Source organism: Kushneria sp. EE4 (genome assembly GCF_977968315.1).
The window spans coordinates 1,516,410-1,538,974 of sequence record NZ_OZ386212.1 but is presented as its reverse complement, the minus strand read 5'-3'; the positions used below and the strand labels follow the sequence as shown (position 1 = coordinate 1,538,974).

The window sequence follows — 22,565 nt, the reverse complement described above, 5'->3', positions numbered from 1 at the left end:
CCGCCGCTCAGGGGACATCTGCGCATCATAGGACGGTGCCGGCCGTCGTGGAATAGGCTCGATCACTCATGAGCGGTTGTCGGGATCAGTGTGGCGGGCGTAGGCCCGGGCCGAGACGATGCTGGAACTGCCGTGGATCAGGACTGACGCCACCACGACCAGTGTGACCAGCGGCCAGGCAAGGTCAAGGTCCGCCCTGTCACGCACTTCCAGGGCATAGAGCAGGGCCGCCACGCCCAGCGGTCCGATCCAGCCCAGCCAGGCCGCGGTCCGAAATCCCTTTAGCGGCCCCAGCAGCGGTGACAGCAGCAAAAGCGCCGGCAGGCGGCGAAAGCATACGATCAAAATGGCGGCGAGCAGGGCCGGCCAGCCCAGCGACAGCCACGCCTGCCAGGGCAGCACGATGCCCAGCAGGAAAAACACCGGGATGGTGAAAAGACGCTCCAGCGTGGACTGCATCTCCTCCTGCTGAAGATCCTCATTGGCGGTCACCGTATGAGACAGGCCCAGATTGCCGATAAAGACACCGATAATGGCGTTCATGCCGGCCATATGCAGACCAAAGAGCAGCAGCAGGGTAAAGGCCAGGGCAAAGGGCAGCAGGGTGCTCTGCGACATCCAGCCGGCAGCGTGGGCCTTTTGCAGTGCCTTGCCAATGATCAATCCAAGCCCGTAGGCCAGACCGGCGCACGCCAGATTTTCATAACCGACCGTCATCACGAGCCAGTGCATGCCTTCCAGCGGCGCGCCTTGGGTGATGCTCAGCCAGAGCGCCATGGCCAGCATGACCATGGGGGAGGCCAGCCCATCGTTGATGCCGGATTCGTAGGTAATGGCGTGACGCATCGGGGCGGGGATCAATTTTTTGGCCTGGTCGCCCTGAACCACGGTGGCCGTGACGACCGGGTCGGTGGGGGTGAGTATCCAGGCCAGCAAAAAGGCCAGCGCCCAGCCGGTGGCCAGGGTGATCTGTATCAGCACGGTGGTGAACGCGGCCATCAACACCATGCCACCGATGACGATGACCGCGAGCGGTCGCCTGTAATCTTTCAGAAAGTGTCGCTCCATCTGCAGCGCCGCCGAACTCAGAGCCATGGCCATGGTGATTCGACAGGCCCACTCCATCAGCGTGGTGACATCGCCCAGTGCCTCCAGCGGCACCAGCTGCGTGACGGGGCCGACAACGATACCGGCCAGCAGGGCGAACTGGACCTCCGTTGCGTACCACTGGCGGATTTTCTGAATCATCAGGCCATTGATGAGCCAGAGACTGCAGATGCAAAGGGCAACGATCAAAACGGTGTGGGTCATGCCGGTCATACCGAATTGGTTCACAGGGGAGGAAAAACGCGCCCCAGTGTAGTCGTTGCACGGGTTTGTTGCCGTCGATGCACCACATGGCAGGGTTATGACGCCATGGAGATGATAGGATTGCGACCTTTTGGATCCTGACCTGGAGAACAACGCATGGCTTTCACGCTGCGTGCAGCGGGGGGCAGGGATGCGGCGGCACTCAATGCCCTGGAGCGCACCTGTTTCGGTGACGATGAAGACAGCTTCAGCCCTTCACAGCTGAAGTATCTGGTAACGAAGGCCAACGCGCAAACGCGTCTGGTCGTGAATGAAAACGGCGATCTGATGGGCTACGGGACGCTGCTGTTTCGTCGCAACGAAAAGCGAGCGCGCCTTTACTCCTTTTGCCTGCATCCGGATGTGCGCGGACAGGGTCTGGGGCAGCGGCTGCTGCTGGCGCTGGAGGCGGTGGCCCTGGCGCGGGGCTGTGACAGCATCTATCTGGAAGTGCGCGCCGACAACCGTTCGGCGATATCGCTGTATCGGCGCATGGGCTATGACGTGCTGCACTGGATGGAGGACTACTATCACGACGGCTGCGCGGCGTGGAAAATGATCCGCTCGCTGGGAGACAGCGTTGATACGGTGTCCTGACCGGGCACCGGCCCGGCGGCAGGACCACCAGGGTTGGTGGCAGCCGCCTCGGGCGCTATGATCGGCGATTCACGTTTTCGCGGGAGTGTGGCATGTCAGGTCTTCCTCCGGATCCGGATTCGGATCGTCGCGCACGCTCTCCGATCAATCGTGCCTTCTGGATCGTGCTGGCAGCGCTTTGTTTCGCCATCGGTATCGTGGGGATTTTCATGCCCCTGCTGCCGGCCACCGATTTCATGCTGCTGGCGGTAATCTGTGCCTCAAAGGGATCGAAGCGCTTTGAGCGCTGGATTCGGCGCAACCGCTTTGCCGGGCCGCTGATTCGGGCCTGGGAGGAGGAGCGTGCCATCCCTCTGACGGCCAAGATCATCTCGATTGTGATGATGTTTTTCAGTGCCTGGGTAATCTGGGTGCATACCGGCTTCAGCTGGATCTTCTGGGCACTTATGCTGGTGCTGGTCGCGGTGGGCACCTTTGTGGCCACGCGTCCGCTGCCCTCCGGTCGAGCCCGCCCCTCAAATGACTGACCCATTGAAGGCAGTGGCTGCCTCATGACCCTCGACAGGCTCACTGCCCGCTTGCGCCGTTCAATGACGCCACCATGCTGATCGACAACCGCTCGGGGAAGGCGCCATGCGCTACGTCTGGATAGCCCTTGCCGGGCTCTGCTTTGCACTCGGTGCGATAGGGGTCATCGTGCCGCTACTGCCGACCACCCCCTTTATGCTGGCAGCCGTGGCACTGGCCTCAAAAGGGTCGCCGCGCTTTGCACGCTGGATTCGACAGCACCGGCTGGCAGGACCGGCGATAAAAAACTGGGAGCATGAGCGCGCCATTTCTCCACGCGCCAAGAAGCTGGCGGTGGCGACCCTGGTGTTCAGTGCCGTGGTGATCTGGTTGAGCATTCCCTCGCTTGCGGTGCGTATCGGCGTGACCGTGTTGCTGACCGTCATCGGCACCTGGCTTGTCACGCGCGCCACGCCCTCACGATAGTTACAGCGCGCCGGCATCCGGTCGTGTGCTTTGAGCTGTCAATGACTTGCGGCGTACACTAAGGGTACGATCACCTTCAGGAGCCCTTCATGGCCGAGCCGCAAGCCATTTATCTCAGCGATTATCGCCCCCCGGCCTATAGCGTCGATAAAACCGAGCTGACGTTTGATCTTGACCCCCATGCCACACGGGTCAGGGCGCGTCTTCACATGCAGCGCCACGCCGAGTACGACGCAGATGCGGCGTTGAGGCTTTATGGTCACGGTCTCACTACCGAGCGCATTGCCATCGATGGCCAGCCGCTGCTGGAAAGCGAGTATCGCATCGAGGACGAGCAGCTGGTGATCGACCGGGTGCCGGCCGAATTCGTGCTGGATACCGAGGTGGTTATCGACCCCTCAAGCAATACCGCGCTGGAAGGGCTCTATGTCTCGGGACCGATATTTTGCACCCAGTGTGAGCCCGAGGGGTTTCGTCGCATTACCTGGTACCCCGACCGCCCGGACGTGATGGCCGTGTTTACCACGACGGTCATCGGCGACCGACAAAGCCAGCCGGTGCTGCTTTCCAACGGCAATCCCGTCGAACGAGGGGAACTCCCCAACGGGCGTCACTTCGTGACCTGGGAGGACCCGCATCCCAAGCCTTCCTATCTCTTTGCGCTGGTGGCCGGTTCGCTGGAATGCGTGAAGGACCGCTTCACCACCCTGAGCGGCCGTGAAGTGGCGCTCGAGCTCTGGGTTGAATCGCAGAATCTGGAAAAGACCGACTGGGCGATGGCCTCGCTCAAGCGCGCCATGAAGTGGGACGAAGAGGCCTACGGGCGCGAGTACGATCTGGATCTGTTCATGATCGTGGCGGTGGATGACTTCAACATGGGCGCCATGGAGAACAAGGGGCTCAACATCTTCAACAGTGCGGCGGTGCTGGCCAATCCGCAAACCACCACGGATGCTGCCTTTCAGCGCATTGAAGGCATCGTGGCGCATGAGTACTTCCATAACTGGTCGGGCAATCGCGTCACCTGTCGCGACTGGTTCCAGCTGGCGCTCAAGGAAGGCTTTACCGTCTTTCGCGACCAGAGCTTTTCTTCAAGTATCAACTCGGCGCCGGTCAAACGCATCGAGGACGCCGCGCTGATGCGTACGCTTCAGTTTGCCGAAGACGCCGGACCGACGGCGCACCCGGTGCGCCCTGACCACTTCATCGAGATCTCGAACTTTTACACCCTGACCATTTACGAAAAGGGTGCCGAGATCGTGCGCATGCTCAGCAATCTGCTGGGTGAGGAGACGTTCCGGCGCGGCAGTGATCTCTACTTTGAGCGCTTTGACGGCCAGGCGGTGCGGGTCGAGGACTTCGTCGAGACCATGGCCGAGGTCTCGGGAGAGGATCTGACCCGGTTCATGCGCTGGTACGCTCAGGCGGGTACACCGCAGCTGACCGCGCGCAGCGATTTTGATGCCGCAAGGCGCCGGTTCACCCTGACCATCCGTCAGCAGACACCATCTACCCCGGGGCAGGAAGACAAGCAGGCGCTGCATGTACCGGTGCGCATGGGCCTTCTGGGGGCTGACGGTCAGCCGATCGAGCTCGTCCTCAACGGTGAAGCGCTGGGCACCGACACTGTACTGCATCTGCGCGAGGCCGAGCAGCAGTGGGTCTTTGATAACGTTGACGAAGGCGCGGTGCCCTCGCTGTTACGTGGTTTCTCGGCGCCGGTGCGGCTGGACTACCCCTGGTCGCGCGATGAGCTCTCGCATCTGATGCGCTTTGACGAGGACGGCTTTAACCGCTGGGACGCCACGCAGCGTCTGGCGCTGCTCGCCATCGAGGAGATGATGGCGGCGTATCAGCGCGGTGAGGCCATGGTGCTCGATGAGCGGCTGGTCGAGGCCTTTCGACATCTGCTGCGTGAACCCACCGATGACAAGGCCGTGCTGGCCGAAATGCTGCGCCTGCCGAGTGAGGCGTGGATCGCCGAGCAGCAAAGCCGAGTGGATATTGACGCCATCCACGGTGCGCGCCGCGCCGCGATCGAGCAGCTCTCGGACACCCTGTATGCCGAGTTTGACAGCGTCTATCACGCCAACCAGCAGAGCGAGGCGTATGCGCCGACCCCTGAGCAGATCGCCGCACGCAGTCTCAAAAACATCGCGCTCTCCTATCTGGTGGCCAATGGTGAGAAGGATGCGCTCAATATGGCTCGCGTCCAGTACGAGGCTGATCACAACATGACGGATGTACGCGCTGCGCTAACGCTTCTGGCGCACTCCGATCGCGCCGATCTGGGCGACCCGGCCATTCGAGCCTTCGGCGAGCGCTGGGCCCATGATTCGCTGGTGATGGATCAGTGGTTTGCCACCCAGGTCACGCGCCCGCAGGAAGATGCGCTGGAGCGGGTGCGTTTTCTGATGAAACACCCGGCCTTTTCGATCAAAAATCCCAATCGGGTGCGGGCACTGGTCGGCGCTTTTACTCAGCAAAACCGGGTCAACTTTCACCGTCTCGACGGCGAGGGCTATCGGCTGCTGGCGGATGTGGTCATCGAGCTCAACCGGCTCAACCCGGAGATCGCCGCACGCATGATCGTGCCACTGACGCGCTATCACCGTCTGGACGACAAGCGACAGGCCCTGATGCGCGGTGAGCTTGAGCGCATTCGTGGCGAAAAGCTTTCGCGCAATGTGTTTGAGGTTGTCGAGAAGGCGCTGGCCTGAGCGGGGCGGCCCTTCACGCAAAACGGCGCCCGAGGAGGCGCCGTTTTTTTGAGACCGGTGATCCAGCTGCGGTGTTGTCTCAGGGCGTAATGGCGCGCGTGGCGTCGGTAAAGCCCAGCAGTGAAATTCTGGTGTCCAGACGCTGGCCGTTGGGATCAAACAGGCTGACCGTCGCTCTGGTGCCGCCACGCAGCTGGCTGAGCAGCTGACCCTGCAGGGGCAGGTCGGCGCGGCAGGCATCATCCATGCAGACCTGGTAGGGGAAGGGGATCTCCTCGCCATTGTCGACCTGAAGCTGCAGGCCGGGCGCCAGACGCACGCCCAGCGGCAGCAAAAAGACCATCACCGGGTCGCTGCTTTGTGGCGGATAGGCCACGACCACCCGCATGACAGGGCGGTCGCTGTCGGGGCTGTTGACCAGCTGCGTCATGGTGCAGCGCGCGTCGTTGCCGCCGCCTTTCGGGCAGCGCACTTCCCAGTCCCTGAACTGCTGGATATCGGCATCCGGCACCTGCTGGGGCTGAGCCTGCGCAGCGGGCACCACATAAAGGGTCAATAGCGTCGTCATCAGGGCCAGAAACCCTGAAGCCGAAATACGGCGTAACAGCATGTGCAGTCTCTCCTGTAAATGACGGGGACGGGAGTGCCGCAGGAAGCAGCTCCCGAAGCGCTACACACTAAGCCCTGACGCATGTTTTATAAAGCGTCCTGTCAGCGCTCGGCCACCAGATCGGTAGCAATGGGGCGATTGCCAAACACCGGGCGCAGCACAAAGTTGGAGTGCACGCCGGTGACGCCGTCGATCGGCGTGATGTGCTCAAGCAGCAGGCGCTGATAGTCATCCATGTCCTCAACGCGAATCTTGAGCTGGTAGTCGACCTCCTGGCCGGTGATCATCAGACACTCGATCACCTCGGGCAGATCGGCGACGCGCTGTTCAAAGTTGGCAAAGCGCTCGGGCGTGTGGCGATCCATGGAGATATGGACCAGCGCCATCAGGCGATATCCCAGCCGGCGGGCGTCCACCTGGGCCTGATAGCCGGTAATCAGGCCGCTCTCCTCAAGCGCGCGTACCCGCCTCAGACACGGCGAGGGCGACAGGCCCACACGGTCGGCCAGCGCCTGATTACTGATACGACCCTGCGTCTGCAATATCTCGAGAATATGGCGATCGTAGCGATCGATCGCAATGCCCGGCTGTCTTTCAGACATTTGTTAAAACCTTTTGCCAATAGACAGGGGTATATTGGCATAATATGGCGCTAATGGCACGATTTGCCGTGATAATCGCAAGGACCTGTCACGGCCGCGGCGCTATACTGATTCAACTGCCACAAGCAGTGCCGATGCGGCGCATGAGTCCGCTTTACAAGAGCCGGCATCAATGACGTCCCTTTCCGGGCATGAAACATTCCTTCAGCGCTTACCAGAGGTCAACATGACTGCTTTCAACCATCGCAAGTACAGCCCGGCGCCGCGCGTGCCCGCCTTCAATCGCCAGTGGCCCGATCGGGATCTCGAATCCGCGCCGATCTGGGTCAGTGAAGACCTTCGCGATGGCAACCAGGCGCTACTGGAGCCGATGAGCGTGGAGCAGAAAAAGCGCTTCTGGAAGCAGATCGTTCGGGTCGGCATCAAGGAAGTCATGGTCGGTTTTCCGTCGGCCAGTCAGCCCGACTATGACTTCGTGCGCTGGCTGATCGAGGAAGACCAGATTCCCGAGGACGTGACCATCGCCGTGCTGGTGCAGTGTCGCGAGCACCTGATCGAGAAGACCTTCGAGGCCCTGGTAGGCGTCAAGCGCGCCATTATTCACCTTTATAACTCCACTTCGACCACCCAGCGCGAGCGCGTGTTCGAAATGGACCGCGACGGCATTACCAACATCGCGGTCAGCGGCGCGCAGTGGGTGAAAAAACACGCCGACCGCTACCCGCAGGTCGACTGGCGTTTTCAGTATTCGCCGGAGAGCTTTTCCAGTACCGAGATCGATTTCTCGCTGGCCATCTGTGAAGCCGTCATGGATGTGTGGCAGCCCACTCCGGATAACAAGTGCATCCTGAACCTGCCCAATACGGTAGAAGTGGCCGGGCCGCACCACCACGCCGATCAGATCGAATACTTCTGTCAGAACATCAGTCGTCGCGATAGCGTCATCATCTCGGTGCACACCCATAACGACCGCGGCGGCGCCGTGGCGGCCGCCGAGCTGGCGCTGCTGGCCGGCGCCGAGCGTGTCGAGGGCACGCTGCTGGGTAACGGCGAGCGCACCGGCAATATGGATATCGTTACGCTGGCCATGAACCTCTACAGCCAGGGTATTGATCCGGCGCTTGATCTGTCGCGCCCGGATGAAATCATTCAGGTGGTGACCGAATGCACCGGCATTACCATGCATCCGCGCCACCCCTGGGTGGGCGAAATGGTCTATACCGCCTTTTCCGGCAGCCATCAGGACGCCATTCGCAAGTCGCTCAAAAAGCAGGGTGATGACGAGCCCTGGCAGGTGGCCTATCTGCCGATCGACCCGCGCGATATCGGCCGCGACTATCAGGCCGTGATCCGGGTCAACAGCCAGTCGGGCAAGGGCGGTATGGCCTTTTTGCTGGAGCGCGATTACGGCATCAGCCTGCCGCGCTGGATGATGCTGGCACTGGCCCCTTACGTTCAAAAGGAGAGCGAGCGCCTGAGCGGCGAGCTTTCCAGTGAGTCCATCCGTCGCCTGCTGTTTGCCACCTTCATGCGCGAAGGGCCGCTGTCGCTGGTCGACTATCGCCTGTCACGCGCCAGCGAAGAAGGGCTTTCGATCACGCTGGAACAAAACGGCGAACGCCTGACGCTGGAAGGCAGCGGCAACGGGGCGATGTCGGCCTTCATGAATGCCTGGCAGCGCCACAGCGGTCAGCAGGTCGGCATTCTCGATTACAACGAGCACTCATTGGGCGAGGACAGCGACGCCAACGCCATCGCCTTTGTGCAGCTCAACGTGGATGGCCAGCGCATCTGCGCCGTGGCCGAGGACAGCGATACCGTCAGTGCCTCGCTCAAGGCCGTGATCGCAGGCATCAACCTGTGTAACGAAGCCGCCGACAGCCGGGACGGCCTGACGGCCATCGCGGACAGCGAAAGCGCCTGACCGCTCCAGACGTCATCTATTAAAAAAGGCCTGTTGCCACTGCGGCAACAGGCCTTTTGCGTATCGGATCCTGTTCAATAGGGCGATGTCAGCAGCATCTGGACGTCGGCATCCATGGGCACCCGGAAGCTGGTAGCACCCAGCACAAGCTGGTCTGTCAGGCGCACGAGCCGTGCATTGACGAACACCTCACCGCGCGCCACCGCATAGGTACCCAGCAATACGGCACTGGCATTGTAGTTGTTGCCCAGTCGCTGAACGTTGCGTGAAAGGATCATCTCGCCGGCGTACTCCTCGATATAGAGGCTGTCGCGCAGTTTGACCTCGATGACGTTGAGCCCGCTTTCGACCAGCCTGGAGGCCATGGCTTCCGTAAGCGTGCGCCCAAGCGTCGAAGAGCGTCCGAGCTGGTCCACGTCCACGAAGGTGGTGGCAATGATGGTGTCGCTGGCGGCCAGACGACCGCGGGCGCTTTTGACCAGCCGTTCGGCGGCGCTGTCGACCTGTGACAGCAGTGTCGGCCGTTCCGGCACGCTATTGTGACCCGGCAGCGCCGCGCAGCCCGTGATCAGCGCCGACAGCAGCAACACAAGGGGCAGATACAATCGAGACAGTCGTGTGCTTACCATTGCGATGAGACCCTCAGCCCATTGCGGGCTTCATAGTGATTGCTGTCACCGGCGTTGACGTAATAGATGTTGGATGACGAATACAAAAGCGTGTCGAATTCGTTCGCCCGCGTGGTGATGATGACTTCCGTGTTGCCCACCTCGGTGATATTGCCACTGAAGGCGTCATAGGCCGCCGCACCCGGGATCAGCGCCAGCGCCGGCTCCGACCAGTGCTTGAGTGGCTGAAAGGCCAGCGCCACGCCCGCGGCCAGCATGGTGAAAGTGCCCGGCGGGCGGCGAATATGACCGCGGTCGCTGTGTTTTACCACCTGAACCGTCGGGTTGATAATGACAGCGCCTTCGGGCTGGGTGCTGACCAGTGCGCCGTGCTGTACCAGCTGGCTTTCGAGCAGCGAATGAAAGGCGCGGGCAAACGGGGTGACCGGCTGCGGTGAGAAGACATACAGGGGCCGGCCCTGCAGGCGCTGGTTGGCCATGATGTTGCGGGCTTCGTTGCGGGCCAGCACGTCCCAGTGATGGGCGGCCTGCATGCGCTGCTGTTCGCTGATTTCCCAGGTACTGGCCATGGGCGCCTGGGATGTATTGACTTTGAGACAGCCACTCAGCGTGGCCGCAAGGCAGATGACTCCCCAGATCCTTAACGACATCGCTACCCTTCCCCCGTTGGCGCAGGCCCTGTCGGCGTGCGCCATGATTGATCAGAAAGGTCTTATCGGCGATATCGGGGCCGGCTTGAGTCGGGTGTCTCATTGGTGGCCGCGTCAGGATGGCGCAACCGGTGAAAGCGCCGACGATTGCCGCGGCACCCGTCGTCTCAGGGAATCAGCCAGGACAGCACCAGAAGCCCCAGCACCAGCCAGATCAACCCGCCGATGACGCCGCCTCGCAGTATGGCGCGAACCCCGTTGATCAACAGCAGCAGGCCGATCACTAAAATGGCCAGGCTGAACATGGAAGAGCTGATGCCCAGCGAGCTGGTCAGCCCGTCGATGAAGCCGTCCATGGCGCCAAACAGATTGGCGAAAATGGAGGCCAGAAATTCAACGATGGCGCGAATGATATTGCCCAGCGTTTCGCCGACCCAGCTGAAGAAACCGTCTGACTGCATGGTGAAATTTCCGCTAAAGATAAAAGAGCATCAGGTGCTTGTGTTACCGGCCCGGGCGCGTAGCCAGGCAATCTCCTGATCCCAGATGGCCGGCTCGACGGTCTCCAGAATCATGGGAATACCATCGGTACGCGCATCCTGCATGAGAGTGATAAACCCTTCACTGCCGATGTTGCCCTGGCCCAGGCTGTGGTGGCGATCCACGCGACTGTTCAGGGTGCTTTTGGCGTCGTTAAGGTGCATGCCGCGCAGGTAGTCAAAACCCACCACGGCCTCGAATTCATCCAGTACGGCTCGGGTGGAGTCTTCAGTACGCAGATCATAGCCGCCGGCAAAGGCGTGACAGGTATCGATGCACACGCCCACGCGCGATTTGTCATCCACCTGCTCGATGATCTCGGCGAGCTGCTCGAAACGATAGCCCAGGTTGCTGCCCTGACCGGCCGTGTTTTCGATGACGGCGGTGACGCCGTGGGTCTGTGACAGTGCCTCGTTGAGCGATTCGGCAATGATCTTCAAACACTCGCTTTCACTGATCTTGCGCAGATGGCTGCCGGGGTGGAAATTGAGCAGCGTCAGGCCCAGCTGTTCACAGCGCTGCATTTCGTCAAGAAAGGCCGCGCGTGATTTGGCCAGTCCCTCGGCGTCCGGATGGCCCAGATTGATGAGATAGCTGTCGTGGGGCAGGATCTGTTCGGGCTTGAATCCGTGGTCATGACACGCTGTCTTGAAAGCGGCAATCACGTTTTCGTCCAGCGGTTTGGCCTTCCACTGACGCTGATTTTTGGTAAACAGGGCAAAGGCATTGGCCCCGATGTCGACGGCGCGCTTGACGGCCTGGTCAACGCCGCCTGCGGCACTGACATGTGCTCCGATGTATTTCATGGGCTACCTGACACGACTCTGATATTTCTGAAAAGGCGCCATGGTACGCAATCATGCTCATGAGTGCTTGAATGGCGTCGATAGCTCGCGCTGTTGTGGCGGGTAACAGCCGGGCGGGCCCTGCAGGGCCCGCCCGGTCGATGGGTCTGCGCCACCGGTTCAGTCGTTGATCGATCGATCCGGTGCCTTCTTCTGGCGGTTTTTCTTGTGTCGGCGCTGAATCAACCCCTGCTTGCGCTCACGCTGAGCCTCCAGGTCACCGCGGATCTGGGCGTGGCTGATCAGGGCAAAGATAAAGGTGCCGCCCACCACGTTGCCGGCAAGCGTTGGAAAGCCGAAGTGGAAAAGGAACTCTCCCCAGCTGGCCTCACCCGAGAAGACCAGATACAGCACCTCACTGGCGCCCACGATGATGTGGGTCAGCTCGCCGATGGCCATGACGTAGGTAATGATCAAAATGATCCAGACCTTGGCCTGATCGGCCGCCGGGATCAGCCACACCAGTGTGGCAATCATCCAGCCGGCAACCACGCCCTTGGCGAACATTTCACCGGTGGTGTTTTCCATCACATGCTTGCCCAGGGTGGTAAAGGCTTCCTGGGTTGGCGTGTCAAAGATGGGCATGTGCAAAAAGGTCCAGGCCGCTATGGCGGCACCAATCATGTTGCCGGCCAGAACCACGCCCCACAGCCGGCCCAGCGCGCCAAAATTGCCAAGCGTCGGGTGGCTCATGACCGGCAGTACGGCTGTTACCGTGTTTTCGGTAAACAGCTGCTGTCGGGCCAGAATCACGACGATAAAGCCGACCGTGTAGCCCAAGCACTCGATCATGAAGCCGGCGCCGCTGTCCGGGAGGTTGGCGTGCATGAGTCCGCGCGCCACCATGGAAAGGCTCATCGAGATGCCGGCGGCGATGGCAGACCACAAAAGCGCCATGGAGTCGCGTGCCAGTTCCTTCTGACCGTCCTTGCGAAGGTGCTGATGTACGGCCGCTGCCTGAGAGGGCAGCTCACGGGACTGCTCTTCCTCACGCTCGCTGTGTTGTTCGTTGTCCTTTCCTGATGTCGAATCCTGCTGTTTTTGTTCCGAAGGGTCGGCATCGCCGCCTTCAAAATCGTCTTCTGCGTGTTTTTGTTGATCCTGGCTCATGTCGTGTGCCTGTTTGTCGTCGCGGTAATCGGTGAGCTTAGCGTAGTTACGCCCCCGTTAAACCGACAGGGTGTGTTGGCCGGGCAGGGCGCAGTCTGTACAGTGCCGGCTCGCATATTAAAAGAGTCTGATAATGGGTACTTCCCTCGGCAACCGCAGCCTGATTGCCATGATGATGGCATTGATCGTGTTAACGCCCATGGGGGTCGATATCTTTCTTCCCTCACTGCCCATGCTGGCGCAGGATTTTGCGCTGGATACGGCGAGCATGAAGTGGTCCATCACGCTGTATCTGATCAGCATGGGCGGCGGGCAGCTGATCGCCGGTCCGCTGGTGGATGCGCTTGGTCGGCGGCCCATGGCCATTGCCGGCGCTTTCATTTATGGGCTGGCAGCGGCGCTGTGTCTGATCGCCGATCAGATCACGCTTTTTTATATCGGCCGCCTGCTGCAGGGCTTTGGGGCCTCTCTGGCAACCGTGGTGGCCTTTTCCTGCGTGCGTGATCGCTTTGAGGGCGATCGCCGAGCGGGTATTTACAGTTTTTTAAACGCTGCGGTATGTGTCGTGCCGGCACTTGCACCGCTTCTGGGCAGCGTGCTGGCAGCATTGTGGCACTGGCGCGCCAGTTTTGTGTTCATGGTGGTATTTGCGCTGGGTGTTGCCCTGTTTTGCCTCCGCGGGCTTGAAGAGACCAGGCCGGTGAGCGAGCGCCAAAACGGGCTTTCCCACTATGGCCGTGACGCCCTGGCCATTTTGCGCGACGGTCATTTTGTCTTTCACGCTCTGATTGCCATGACAGGGATGACCGTCATCCTCATTTATGTCACCACTGCGCCGATATTGTTGATCGATCAGGCAGGATTGAGCGAGCTCGCCTTCGGCGGCTGGTTTGGTGCCGTGGCCGCGATCAATGTGGTCTCTTATTTTCTTGCCCCCCGCCTGATCGCCCGTCTGGGTCAGCACCGAACCATCCATGCAGGGCTTGTCATCATGGTGGCCGGCGGGGTGTTTCACGGCCTTTTCTACAGTGTTGTCGGGCCGGGTGTGGCCACCTTCATGCTGCCCAACGCCGTGATGGTGACCGGTTTTTCATTGACGCTGGGGGCGGCATTGAGTCTGGCGCTTGAACCCTATGCCGATCGGGCAGGGCTTGCGTCATCGCTTGCCGGATGCTGTCAGATGGGCGGCGGGGCACTGCTGGCTTCTGTTCTCACACTTTTGCCGCTACCACCTCAATGGTTGCTGGCTCTGACAGGGATTGTGGGTGCAGGAGGGCTGTTACTGGCGGCGTTTCTGGTCTTTCATCGACATCGCCCGAGGCCATGACGGGTTACCTCTATTGTCGGCATGTCACCGAGAGGTAAAAAAAGACAGCGTTTCATTATGACTACTGAGAAAAAGGCGTGCTGGCGCTAGAATGGCGCATACCCGTGCTTTAAAGCATGAACATATTGTGTATCACTGCGTCATCATGGACCCTGTTGTGCACCGGAAAGTGACGTAAAATGCGGCTCCTGTACTGCTGGTATGAAGGTGCAGTGTCGTGGTAAACAGGCCTGCTCAATTCGATAAAACATACGCTGTCATGCATGGCTGCCCTGAGCTTTTTTCCTGCATGGCGGCACCCGTATGAACCATACCTTTTTATATATCAGGGCGCTTCAAGGATGCTTATGAAAAATGTTGCTGTGACGTCTTATCTGAAAACCTCCGGTAGTACCGCGGTTTACACTACCCTGAAAAAAAGTGCCATGCTGGCTTTCGGGATGGCTTCGCTGTTTTCCGCCCAGGCTGTGCTCGCATTTGACTTCAATGATGTCAGCCAGGAGGCTCAGGAGCTTGCACAGCGTGGCTATAGCGCGCCTCAGAGCAATCTCCCGGGCTCGCTTTCCGGACTGAATTTTCAGCAGTATCAGCAGATTCAGTACAAGCCCGCCCAGTCGCACTGGCGCAGCGATAACCTGCGCTTTGATCTGGGATTTTTCCATGAAGGCATGCACTACAACACGCCTGTCACCATCAATGAAGTCAACGGTGATGACGTCCGTGAGCTGAAGTTTTCGCCGGATAACTTCAACTACGGCAACCTTGATCTCGACAAGTCGAAGTTCAAGGATCTCGGTTTTGCCGGCTTCAAGATCAACTACGGCGACAGCCCTGATAAAAAGAACGAGTCGATGGTCTTTCTGGGGGCCAGCTACTTTCGGGTTGCCGGCAAGGACCAGCGCTACGGTCTTTCAAGCCGCGGACTGGCCGTCGATACCGGGCTCAACTCGGGAGAAGAGTTCCCCCGATTCAAGGAATTCTGGGTCGTCAAACCGCAGGGCGATGATCGGTATCTGACCATCTATGCGCTGCTGGATTCGCCGAGTGCGACCGGCGCCTATCGTTTTATCCTGCGCCCGGGTCAGGACAGCGTGGTCGATGTTCAGTCGCGCCTTTTCCTGCGTCGTCAGGTCACCAAGCTGGGCATCGCGCCGCTGACCAGCATGTATCTGTTCGGCCCCGAGCAGCCGGTTTCGGGCAGCAACTATCGTCCCGCCATTCATGACTCCAACGGTCTGCAGCTGGCCACCAGTGACGGGCAGTGGCTGTGGCGTCCGCTGGCCAATCCCAAGCGGCTTTCGGTCGATACCTTCCCGGCCAACAATCCGCGCGGTATCGGGCTTTTGCAGCGCGATCACCAGTTCGACAACTATCAGGATATCCAGAATCGCTACGATCTGCGTCCGAGCGCCTGGGTCGAGCCGCAAAACAGCTGGGGTGACGGTCAGGTCGAGCTGGTACAGATCCCGACGCCGGACGAAACCAATGACAACATTGTCAGTTTCTGGCGCCCGACGCAGGAACTGCCGACCAATCAGCCGCTGGATTACAACTACACCATCAACTGGACGCTCAACGAGTCGCGCTATCACACGCCTGATCTGGGCTGGGTGGCACAGACCCGTCGCGCACGCGGTGAGGTAATTCAGGACAATATGGTTCGCAAAAACGACGACAGCACGCTGTATGTGGTCGATTTCGTGGGGCCGAACCTCAAGTCGCCGGGCAGCAATGCCAATATCCAGGCCGATGTCGATCTGGGTGACAACGGTCAGGTCGTACGCAGTGAAGTGGTTCGCAACCCTGCCATGGGCGGGTATCGCCTGAATCTGAGCGTCAAGGCCAACGACACCTCAAAGCCGATCAACATGAAGGCTTTTTTGAAAAACGGTGATTCGCGCCTGACGGAAACCTGGAACTACGTGCTGCCTGCCAATGAGTGATGATGCCTACTCAAGCCCGGCCCGGGCCTATCTCGAGCGCCTGGCGCTCGGGACCCGGGAGCTGGGTAACCGACGAGAGCTGCTGGAGCTGGCGTCTCAGGATACGCCCTTGTTCCAGATCCATGACACGATCGGAAAGCAGAGCCTTCTGCAGGATGACCCTTCCAGCGCTTCGGTGCTCAGGCGCCTGGAACTCGCCTACGGGACGGCGCCGCTGGCACCGCCCGAGGTGCTTGGCACGGACAAGGCAGGGCGTGTCTGTCTCAAGACCATGCCGCCCATCGAGCGGACCTCGATTGCGCCTCATCCCTGGACCACCAGCCCGATCAAGCGCCTGAAAAAGGGCTACCATCTGCGCCGTGGCAATCTAAAGCCCCGCGAGCGCAAGACCCGCGCGCCCGAGGCACCCTCGGCGGCGCGCTGGAAAATGGTGGGGTCGATGCGGCGCTGGACGCTATTGGCACTGGTCATGGTGCAAAGTGCCGTGGCGGTCTGGTACATGAGCACCGTGTTGCCTTATCAGGGCGCGCAGTTTCTCGAAGTGCTGGAGCTTATCCTCTTTGCGCTGCTTTTTTGCTGGGTTTCGGCCGGTTTCTGGACGGCGCTGATGGGCTTTTTCCAGCTGCTCAAGGGGCGGGATAAATACAGTATCTCAGCGAGCAGCGGCGGCGATGAGCCGATCGACCCCTCAGCCAGAACGGCCATTGTCATGCCGATCTGTAATGAGGACGTCAACCGCGTGTTCGCCGGTCTCAAGGCGACCTACGAGTCCGTACAGCGCAGTGGCAACATCGAGCACTTTGACTTCTACGTGCTCAGTGACAGCTATGACCCCGACACCTGCGTGGAAGAAAATCATGCCTGGCTGCGACTGTGCCGCGAAGTCGGCGGGTTCGGTCGGATCTTCTATCGGCGTCGTTCACGGCGGGTGAAGAAAAAGAGCGGCAACATCGATGATTTCTGCCGTCGCTTTGGCGCCAAGTACCGCTACATGCTGGTCATGGATGCCGACAGTGTCATGAGCGGTCGCTGTCTGACCCGGCTGGTTCAGCTGATGGAAGCCAATCCGGACGCGGGTATTATCCAGTCGGCGCCGCTGGCGGCCGGCAGTAACAATCTCTATGCCCGACTGCAGCAGTTCGCCACCAGAGTATATGGACCGCTTTTCACGGCGGGCCTGCACTTCTGGCAGCTGGGAGAATCCCACTACTGGGGACATAACGCCATTATCCGCGTTGAACCCTTCATGTATTACTGCTCGCTGGCACCGCTGCCGGGCAAGGGGGCTCTGTCGGGTGAGATCCTGTCACATGATTTTGTCGAAGCCGCACTGATGCGTCGTGCCGGCTGGGGCGTGTGGATTGCCTATGACATGCCGGGCAGCTATGAAGAGATGCCGCCCAACCTGATCGATGAGCTGCAGCGCGATCGGCGCTGGTGTCAGGGCAACATCATGAACTTCCGGCTGTTTCTGGTGCGCGGCATGCACCCGGTACACCGGGCGGTGTTTCTGACCGGTGTGATGTCCTATCTGTCGGCGCCGCTGTGGTTTTTGTTTTTGATGCTGTCCACGGCGCTGCTGGCCGTGCATACGCTGACGACACCCGAGTATTTCACCGAGCCGATGCAGCTGTTCCCACGCTGGCCCGAGTGGCATCCGGGCAGGGCGGTGGCGCTCTTTTCCACCACGCTGACCCTTTTGTTCTTGCCCAAGATTCTGAGTGTGATCGTGATCTGGGCCAAGGGGCCACGCTACTACGGTGGCGCCATGCGACTGGGGCTTTCGATGATCATCGAGTCGCTGATCTCGATGCTTCTGGCGCCGGTGCGCATGCTCTTCCATACCCGCTTTGTGCTGGCAGCCCTGATGGGCATCGAGGTCAAGTGGAAGTCGCCGCAGCGTGATTTCAGCGAGACGACCTGGAAGGATGCCTTCATGCGTCACGGTGGGCAGACTGTGTTTGGTATTATCTGGACGCTGTTTGTTCTCTGGCTGGACCCGCTGTTTTTGCTGTGGCTCTGGCCCATCGTCGGGGCGCTGATGCTGTCGATCCCGGTCTCGGTCATTACCAGCAAGGTCGGGCTGGGACGTGCTGCCTTCAGAAAGCGCATGTTCCTGATTCCCGAGGAGTCCAATCCGCCGAGGGAGCTGCGGGCCACCTGGCGATTTGTGCGCAACGCGCGCCATCAGCCGCCGGCGCCGACCTTCGTGCAGACCGTGGTGGATCCTATCGACAACGCGCTGGGCTGCGCCATGGGTGTGGCACGCCACAACAAGTCCGAGGCGATCGAGTCGCAGCGTCAGGCGATGGTGCGTCAGGCGCTGGTGGGTGGTCCCGACAAGATGCCCAACAAGGAAAAGCTGCTGGTGCTGGATGATCCGGTCATGCTGTCCCGGCTGCACTATCAGGTCTGGGATCGCAGCCATCAGTATCCTGCCTGGATTGACGAAGCCTATGCCGATGACCCGCCACCGCGCTTTATCTAGACAGGTGGTCTGACGCGAAAAGGCCCTGCCAATGGCAGGGCCTTTTTTATGTTCGTGCCGTCATGCGAACGGCCCGACGGAAGGCGCCATAAAAAAGGGCCCGGCGATTGCCGGACCCTTTGGATGTTGCGCACCATTTATCAGGCCGTGTGGAAATCCAGGCCGTTTTCGGTGGCCTTGATGATACCAGCGCGCACGACGAAGTCGCCGAAGTATTCGCCTGCCTCACGCTCTTTGGCGTAGCGATGGATCATCGGCGTCAGCTCTTCGAGAATGGTTTTCTCGTCGATGTTCTCGCGATACATCTTGTTGAGCCGGGTGCCGGTGAAATCGCCGCCCAGATAGAGATTGTAGCGGCCAAGCGCCTTGCCGACAAAGCCGATTTCCGCCATGAAGGGCCGCCCGCATCCGTTGGGGCAGCCGGTCATGCGTACAATGATCGGGTCGTTTTCGAGCCCGGCGTCCTTCATGATGGCATCGAACCTGTCCAGCAGCGTGGGCAGATAGCGTTCGCTCTCCGCCATGGCCAGACCACAGGTGGGGAAGGCCACACAGGCGATCGAATGCTGACGCAGGGGGGTGACATCCTTGAGCATGCGATAGCGGTCGATAATGCCGTCGATCTGCTCGCGAAGCTCGGGCTTCACATTGGTGATAATCAGGTTCTGGTTGCAGCTCAGCACGATATCGCCGTCATGAATACTGGCGATTTCACGCATCCCGGTCATGATCTGCATGCCGGCATGGATCGGGTTGTCATCTTCGTAGTCACGGATACGACCGTTTTCGACGAACAATCCGTAGTGCCACTGGCCATCATCACCCTGATACCAGCCGAGAATGTCGCCGGTCGTGGTGAACTCGAAGTCGCGGGCCTCTTCGAGTGCGTAACCCAGGTACTTTTCAAGCTCGGCTCTGAAGCCTTCAGCGCCCATGGTGTCGACGGTGTACTTGAGACGCGCGTGCTTGCGGTTTTTGCGATCGCCGTTGTCACGCTGAACCAGCATGATCTTTTCGGCCACATCGACGGTCTGGTCGACGTCGCAGTAACCGATCACGGAGCCGCGACGCGGATAGGTATCCGGCTCGCCATGGGTCGAACCCATGCCGCCGCCAACGGCCACGTTGAAGCCCTTGAGCGCACCGTTTTCAACGATGGCGATAAAGGCCAAATCGTTGGTCAAAACGTCGGTTTCGTTGTCCGGCGGCACGGCCAGGCCGATCTTGAACTTTCGCGGCAGGTAGTGCTTGGTATAGAGCGGTTCATCCTGCTCGGGGCCACCGGCCACGCGCTCCTCGCCCAGAAAGATCTCGTGATAGGCACGGGTGCGCGGCAGCAGATGGTTACTGATCTCGGCGGCCAGGTCATACACCTCGCGGTGGACTGTCGAGCGATGCGGGTTGGCCGTGGAGGTCACATTACGATTGACGTCGCCGCAGGCAGCGATGGTGTCAATCATGGCGTCGTTGACCGTTTTCAGGTGCGCGCGCAGATTGCTTTTGAACACGCCGTGGTACTGAAAGGTCTGACGCGTGGTGATACGCAGCGTGCCATTGGCGTAGTTGCGGGCCACGTCATCCAGCGTCAGCCACTGCTGGCTGCTCATGCGCCCGCCCGCAATGCGCAGACGCACCATGAAGGAGTAGAGCGGTTCCAGCTTTTTCTTGCGGCGCTGATCGCGAACGTCACGATCATCCTGCATATAGAAGCCGTGGAACTTGGTCAGCTGGGTATCGTCAGGGCTGACGGCGCCGGTGGCGTTGTCCGCCATGTCTTCCATCAACCGGCCGCGCAAAAAGTCACTGTTGACCTTGAGGCTTTCGTTGGCGGCGTAGTCGTCAAGCGATTCGTCACGGAGTTTGGCAATAATATCGGTCATTTTCAGTATACGTCCCGCTGGTAGCGTTTGGACTGCTGAAGATCGCGGATGTACTGGGCTGCGGCGTCCTCATCAAGACCGCCGTGTTCCCGGGCAATATCCAGCAGTGCCTGGTGTACGTCGGCTGCCATGCGCTCGCCGTCACCACACACATAAAAATGGGCGCCACGCTCAAGCCAGGCGTAGATGTCCGCCCCTCTTTCCCGCATGCGATCCTGTACGTAGATCTTTTCTGCCTGATCGCGCGAAAAGGCAACGTCCAGCCGGCTCAGCAGCCCCTTCTCTCGCCAGTTCAGCCATTCGGCCTGATAGAGGAAGTCGCTGTGAAAGTGCTGATCGCCAAAGAACAGCCAGTTGTCACCGTCGGCGCCGGCATCGTCACGTTCCTGCATGAAGGCGCGAAAGGGTGCCACACCCGTGCCCGGGCCTACCATGATGATCGGTGTGCTGTTGTCGTGCGGCAGCTTGAAATTCTTGTTGCGATCAACATAGATCGGAATCGTGTCACCGGGCTGTACATGATCGGACAGATAACCGGTCGTGACGCCGTTGCGTGCCCTCCCATGTGCTTCATAGCGCACCACACCGACGGTCAGATGAACTTCGTCAGGGTCGGCGTTATAGCTTGAGGCGATGGAGTAAAGCCGCGGCGGCAGTTTGCGCAGCGCCTGAGTAAAGGTGGCAGCGTCAAGGTTGTCGACCGGGAACTGTTCGATCACATCGATAATGTGACGGCCATAGACCCACTCCTTGAACTCGTCACGCGCCTCGTCACTCAGGATGCGCTGCAGTTCGGCATCCCTGCTGAGCTCGGCCCATTTTTCGAGAAACGGCCGCGTCAGCGTGGTGACTTCAAACTCGGCCAGCAGGGCATCGCGCACCTTGCTGCCGGTGTCCAGCTCGGTGTCATGGCTGATTCTGAGCTTTTCCAGCAGCTCATCGACATAGGCCGGATCGTTTTGCGGTACGACCCCCAGTGCGTCGCCGGGTTCGTAGACCAGACCGGAGTCTTCCAGCGACAGCTCGATGTGACGGGTTTCCTTGCTGGAACCATCATCATTGAGAATCACCGTGTCGAGAATTTCGGCGTAGAAGGGGTTTTTCTTCGACCACTGGCTTTCACCGGCCGATGCCGCGGGCGAGCCCTGCTCGGCTGATGCCGTGGTGGCGCCTGAAAGTTCGGCGTAGCGTGCCAGCACGGTTTCGATCCATGCCTCCGCCGGCTCTTCATAGTCGACGTCACAGTCGATGCGGTCGCTGATGCGCTCGGCGCCGAGCTCTGTCAGGCGGGCATCGAACTCCTTGCCCATCTGACAGAACTGGTCATAGCTCGAGTCGCCCAGTCCCAGCACGGCAAAGCGGTGACCGTCGAGTTTGGGCGCCTTGCGGCCATTGATCAGCTCATAAAAGCCGATGGCCGTATCCGGCGGGTCGCCTTCGCCCTGGGTGCTGACCACAACGATCAGATTGGCGGGATCCTTGAGATCCTTTTTGGTGACGTCTGCCATATCGAGCAGACGAACGTTGAAGCCATGTGCCTTGGCGCGATCGCGCGCCTGCTCGGCCACGCCTTCGGCGTTGCCGGTCTGGCTGCCATACAATACGGTAATTTCGGGTAGTGCGGAGGCGGTCTGTGTTGCACCTGCAGGTGACGCAGCGCTCAGCTGGCCGCCGGACGCATTGAGTCCGGCGAGATACCCACTCAGCCAGGTCATCTGATCGCGATCCATGCCGCCTAGTACGTCATTGAGACGCTGGGCCTGATCGCCATTCAGAGGACTGTTGGTATCGAGCAGGGGGCCTTGTGACATCGTGGATATCCTCATCTGTCCCCGGGGGAGGAAGGCGAATGCTAGCGACCTCCCCAATAAATTAAAAGGTATAAATTATAATGCTTTTATAATTTAAAGGAATTAAAGGCAGGCCAGGACTGCCATCATGATCATTTTGCTGCGCTGTTGCACCACGATGGCGGCGCTGATGCCTGAAAGGCCCGGTGATGTCCGTGAATACAGGGCTTTTTTCTTCAACGTCGATATGTCGCGTGAAAGCAATTCGGCATGGTTTTCATTACGCGCCATATAAAGCGGCGGTGAATGTAGCATGCCTGTGGTATTCGATATCAGGCCGTTGCGATCGAAAATGACCAGGATTTATTTAAATACCGAAAAGCGGGGGAGTATACCCGTATCGAGGCAAGACACGAACCGTAGGAGGCATCAGGGGTCACAAGGCTTTCGGACAATACCCGAACGGCACGTGGTCATCATTATCATGAGGCAGATGAAGTGCGCTGGATGACATGATAGTTTCCTCCGGCTTTTGCCTGACGCGCCGATATCTGCCGGGTTGTAACA

The 22,565-nt window shown here is 59.8% G+C and carries 19 protein-coding genes; 9 read left to right on the top strand and 10 right to left on the bottom strand.

What is annotated here, in order from left to right; genetic code table 11:
• Positions 1-66: 66 nt before the first annotated feature.
• Complete coding sequence (locus tag ACXMYO_RS07105; protein WP_457808242.1) at positions 67-1,311, bottom strand: cation:proton antiporter domain-containing protein; 1,245 nt, start codon at positions 1,309-1,311, stop codon at positions 67-69.
• Between the two features lie 156 nt (positions 1,312-1,467).
• Between ACXMYO_RS07105 and ACXMYO_RS07100 the strand changes: the two genes are divergently transcribed.
• The 4 genes from ACXMYO_RS07100 (at position 1,468) to pepN (ending at position 5,660) form a co-directional block, all read left to right on the top strand.
• Positions 1,468-1,947: a GNAT family N-acetyltransferase gene (locus tag ACXMYO_RS07100; protein WP_438767765.1), complete on the top strand. Its 480-nt coding sequence runs from the start codon at positions 1,468-1,470 to the stop codon at positions 1,945-1,947.
• 92 nt (positions 1,948-2,039) lie between these two features.
• Positions 2,040-2,474: a DUF454 family protein gene (locus tag ACXMYO_RS07095; RefSeq protein ID WP_438767763.1), complete on the top strand. Its 435-nt coding sequence runs from the start codon at positions 2,040-2,042 to the stop codon at positions 2,472-2,474.
• 106 nt (positions 2,475-2,580) lie between these two features.
• Positions 2,581-2,940 (top strand): YbaN family protein, encoded by a 360-nt coding sequence (locus ACXMYO_RS07090; protein WP_457808241.1) that lies wholly within the window; start codon positions 2,581-2,583, stop codon positions 2,938-2,940.
• A gap of 89 nt (positions 2,941-3,029) precedes the next feature.
• Positions 3,030-5,660 carry an aminopeptidase N gene (gene pepN, locus ACXMYO_RS07085; RefSeq protein WP_457808240.1) on the top strand — a complete coding sequence of 877 codons (2,631 nt, stop codon included), beginning with the start codon at positions 3,030-3,032 and terminating at the stop codon, positions 5,658-5,660.
• A 79-nt stretch (positions 5,661-5,739) separates the two neighbouring features.
• Here pepN and ACXMYO_RS07080 read toward each other — a convergent pair whose 3' ends face one another.
• Both ACXMYO_RS07080 and ACXMYO_RS07075 read right to left on the bottom strand, forming a co-directional pair.
• Complete coding sequence (locus tag ACXMYO_RS07080; protein ID WP_438767757.1) at positions 5,740-6,270, bottom strand: invasion associated locus B family protein; 531 nt, start codon at positions 6,268-6,270, stop codon at positions 5,740-5,742.
• Between the two features lie 101 nt (positions 6,271-6,371).
• Positions 6,372-6,872, bottom strand: a complete 501-nt coding sequence (locus ACXMYO_RS07075; RefSeq protein ID WP_438767755.1) for an Lrp/AsnC ligand binding domain-containing protein — start codon at positions 6,870-6,872, stop codon at positions 6,372-6,374.
• A 226-nt stretch (positions 6,873-7,098) separates the two neighbouring features.
• Between ACXMYO_RS07075 and ACXMYO_RS07070 the strand changes: the two genes are divergently transcribed.
• The gene (locus ACXMYO_RS07070; protein WP_438767754.1) at positions 7,099-8,796 is read left to right on the top strand and encodes a 2-isopropylmalate synthase; all 1,698 of its coding nucleotides are present in this window, start codon (positions 7,099-7,101) and stop codon (positions 8,794-8,796) included.
• Between the two features lie 74 nt (positions 8,797-8,870).
• Here ACXMYO_RS07070 and ACXMYO_RS07065 read toward each other — a convergent pair whose 3' ends face one another.
• The 5 genes from ACXMYO_RS07065 to ACXMYO_RS07045 all read right to left on the bottom strand — a co-directional run bounded on the left by ACXMYO_RS07065 (position 8,871) and on the right by ACXMYO_RS07045 (position 12,570).
• Complete coding sequence (locus tag ACXMYO_RS07065; RefSeq protein ID WP_457808239.1) at positions 8,871-9,425, bottom strand: FlgO family outer membrane protein; 555 nt, start codon at positions 9,423-9,425, stop codon at positions 8,871-8,873.
• On the bottom strand, positions 9,419-9,994 hold the full coding sequence (locus ACXMYO_RS07060) for a hypothetical protein (protein WP_457808238.1): 576 nt from the start codon (positions 9,992-9,994) through the stop codon (positions 9,419-9,421). The genes ACXMYO_RS07065 and ACXMYO_RS07060 overlap by 7 nt, the downstream gene beginning before the upstream one ends.
• Before the next feature lie 248 nt (positions 9,995-10,242).
• Positions 10,243-10,536, bottom strand: a complete 294-nt coding sequence (locus ACXMYO_RS07055; RefSeq protein ID WP_438767749.1) for a hypothetical protein — start codon at positions 10,534-10,536, stop codon at positions 10,243-10,245.
• A gap of 30 nt (positions 10,537-10,566) precedes the next feature.
• Positions 10,567-11,421, bottom strand: a complete 855-nt coding sequence (nfo, locus tag ACXMYO_RS07050; RefSeq protein WP_457808237.1) for a deoxyribonuclease IV — start codon at positions 11,419-11,421, stop codon at positions 10,567-10,569.
• A gap of 159 nt (positions 11,422-11,580) precedes the next feature.
• Complete coding sequence (locus tag ACXMYO_RS07045) at positions 11,581-12,570, bottom strand: formate/nitrite transporter family protein (RefSeq protein WP_457808236.1); 990 nt, start codon at positions 12,568-12,570, stop codon at positions 11,581-11,583.
• Positions 12,571-12,703: 133 nt separating this feature from the next.
• Between ACXMYO_RS07045 and ACXMYO_RS07040 the strand changes: the two genes are divergently transcribed.
• The 3 genes from ACXMYO_RS07040 to mdoH all read left to right on the top strand — a co-directional run bounded on the left by ACXMYO_RS07040 (position 12,704) and on the right by mdoH (position 18,328).
• Positions 12,704-13,897, top strand: a complete 1,194-nt coding sequence (locus ACXMYO_RS07040) for a multidrug effflux MFS transporter (protein ID WP_457808235.1) — start codon at positions 12,704-12,706, stop codon at positions 13,895-13,897.
• Between the two features lie 347 nt (positions 13,898-14,244).
• The gene (locus ACXMYO_RS07035; protein WP_457808234.1) at positions 14,245-15,840 is read left to right on the top strand and encodes a glucan biosynthesis protein G; all 1,596 of its coding nucleotides are present in this window, start codon (positions 14,245-14,247) and stop codon (positions 15,838-15,840) included.
• Positions 15,833-18,328: a glucans biosynthesis glucosyltransferase MdoH gene (gene mdoH / locus ACXMYO_RS07030; protein WP_438767743.1), complete on the top strand. Its 2,496-nt coding sequence runs from the start codon at positions 15,833-15,835 to the stop codon at positions 18,326-18,328. The genes ACXMYO_RS07035 and mdoH overlap by 8 nt, the downstream gene beginning before the upstream one ends.
• 140 nt (positions 18,329-18,468) lie before the next feature.
• Here the strand turns inward: mdoH and ACXMYO_RS07025 are convergent, their stop codons facing one another.
• Together ACXMYO_RS07025 and ACXMYO_RS07020 are read right to left on the bottom strand one after the other, a co-directional pair.
• Positions 18,469-20,208, bottom strand: a complete 1,740-nt coding sequence (locus ACXMYO_RS07025) for an NADPH-dependent assimilatory sulfite reductase hemoprotein subunit (protein ID WP_457808233.1) — start codon at positions 20,206-20,208, stop codon at positions 18,469-18,471.
• A gap of 2 nt (positions 20,209-20,210) precedes the next feature.
• Positions 20,211-22,019 (bottom strand): assimilatory sulfite reductase (NADPH) flavoprotein subunit, encoded by a 1,809-nt coding sequence (locus ACXMYO_RS07020; protein WP_457808232.1) that lies wholly within the window; start codon positions 22,017-22,019, stop codon positions 20,211-20,213.
• A 127-nt stretch (positions 22,020-22,146) separates the two neighbouring features.
• Here ACXMYO_RS07020 and ACXMYO_RS07015 point away from each other — a divergent pair, with 127 nt between their 5' ends.
• On the top strand, positions 22,147-22,293 hold the full coding sequence (locus ACXMYO_RS07015; RefSeq protein ID WP_457808231.1) for a hypothetical protein: 147 nt from the start codon (positions 22,147-22,149) through the stop codon (positions 22,291-22,293).
• Positions 22,294-22,565 lie beyond the last annotated feature (272 nt).

Bases quoted from the DNA above. Each gene is read 5' to 3' on its own strand.
- ACXMYO_RS07100 (WP_438767765.1), top strand. From the start codon at position 1,468: ATGGCTTTCACGCTGCGTGCAGCGGGGGGCAGGGATGCGGCGGCACTC.
- ACXMYO_RS07080 (WP_438767757.1), bottom strand. From the start codon at position 6,270: ATGCTGTTACGCCGTATTTCGGCTTCAGGGTTTCTGGCCCTGATGACG.
- ACXMYO_RS07070 (WP_438767754.1), top strand. From the start codon at position 7,099: ATGACTGCTTTCAACCATCGCAAGTACAGCCCGGCGCCGCGCGTGCCC.
- ACXMYO_RS07075 (WP_438767755.1), bottom strand. From the start codon at position 6,872: ATGTCTGAAAGACAGCCGGGCATTGCGATCGATCGCTACGATCGCCAT.
- ACXMYO_RS07045 (WP_457808236.1), bottom strand. From the start codon at position 12,570: ATGAGCCAGGATCAACAAAAACACGCAGAAGACGATTTTGAAGGCGGC.
- ACXMYO_RS07040 (WP_457808235.1), top strand. From the start codon at position 12,704: ATGGGTACTTCCCTCGGCAACCGCAGCCTGATTGCCATGATGATGGCA.
- ACXMYO_RS07065 (WP_457808239.1), bottom strand. From the start codon at position 9,425: ATGGTAAGCACACGACTGTCTCGATTGTATCTGCCCCTTGTGTTGCTG.
- ACXMYO_RS07020 (WP_457808232.1), bottom strand. From the start codon at position 22,019: ATGTCACAAGGCCCCCTGCTCGATACCAACAGTCCTCTGAATGGCGAT.
- ACXMYO_RS07090 (WP_457808241.1), top strand. From the start codon at position 2,581: ATGCGCTACGTCTGGATAGCCCTTGCCGGGCTCTGCTTTGCACTCGGT.
- ACXMYO_RS07060 (WP_457808238.1), bottom strand. From the start codon at position 9,994: ATGGCCAGTACCTGGGAAATCAGCGAACAGCAGCGCATGCAGGCCGCC.
- ACXMYO_RS07055 (WP_438767749.1), bottom strand. From the start codon at position 10,536: ATGCAGTCAGACGGTTTCTTCAGCTGGGTCGGCGAAACGCTGGGCAAT.
- ACXMYO_RS07025 (WP_457808233.1), bottom strand. From the start codon at position 20,208: ATGACCGATATTATTGCCAAACTCCGTGACGAATCGCTTGACGACTAC.
- mdoH (WP_438767743.1), top strand. From the start codon at position 15,833: ATGAGTGATGATGCCTACTCAAGCCCGGCCCGGGCCTATCTCGAGCGC.
- ACXMYO_RS07105 (WP_457808242.1), bottom strand. From the start codon at position 1,311: ATGACCCACACCGTTTTGATCGTTGCCCTTTGCATCTGCAGTCTCTGG.
- nfo (WP_457808237.1), bottom strand. From the start codon at position 11,421: ATGAAATACATCGGAGCACATGTCAGTGCCGCAGGCGGCGTTGACCAG.
- ACXMYO_RS07035 (WP_457808234.1), top strand. From the start codon at position 14,245: ATGAAAAATGTTGCTGTGACGTCTTATCTGAAAACCTCCGGTAGTACC.
- ACXMYO_RS07095 (WP_438767763.1), top strand. From the start codon at position 2,040: ATGTCAGGTCTTCCTCCGGATCCGGATTCGGATCGTCGCGCACGCTCT.
- pepN (WP_457808240.1), top strand. From the start codon at position 3,030: ATGGCCGAGCCGCAAGCCATTTATCTCAGCGATTATCGCCCCCCGGCC.
- ACXMYO_RS07015 (WP_457808231.1), top strand. From the start codon at position 22,147: ATGATCATTTTGCTGCGCTGTTGCACCACGATGGCGGCGCTGATGCCT.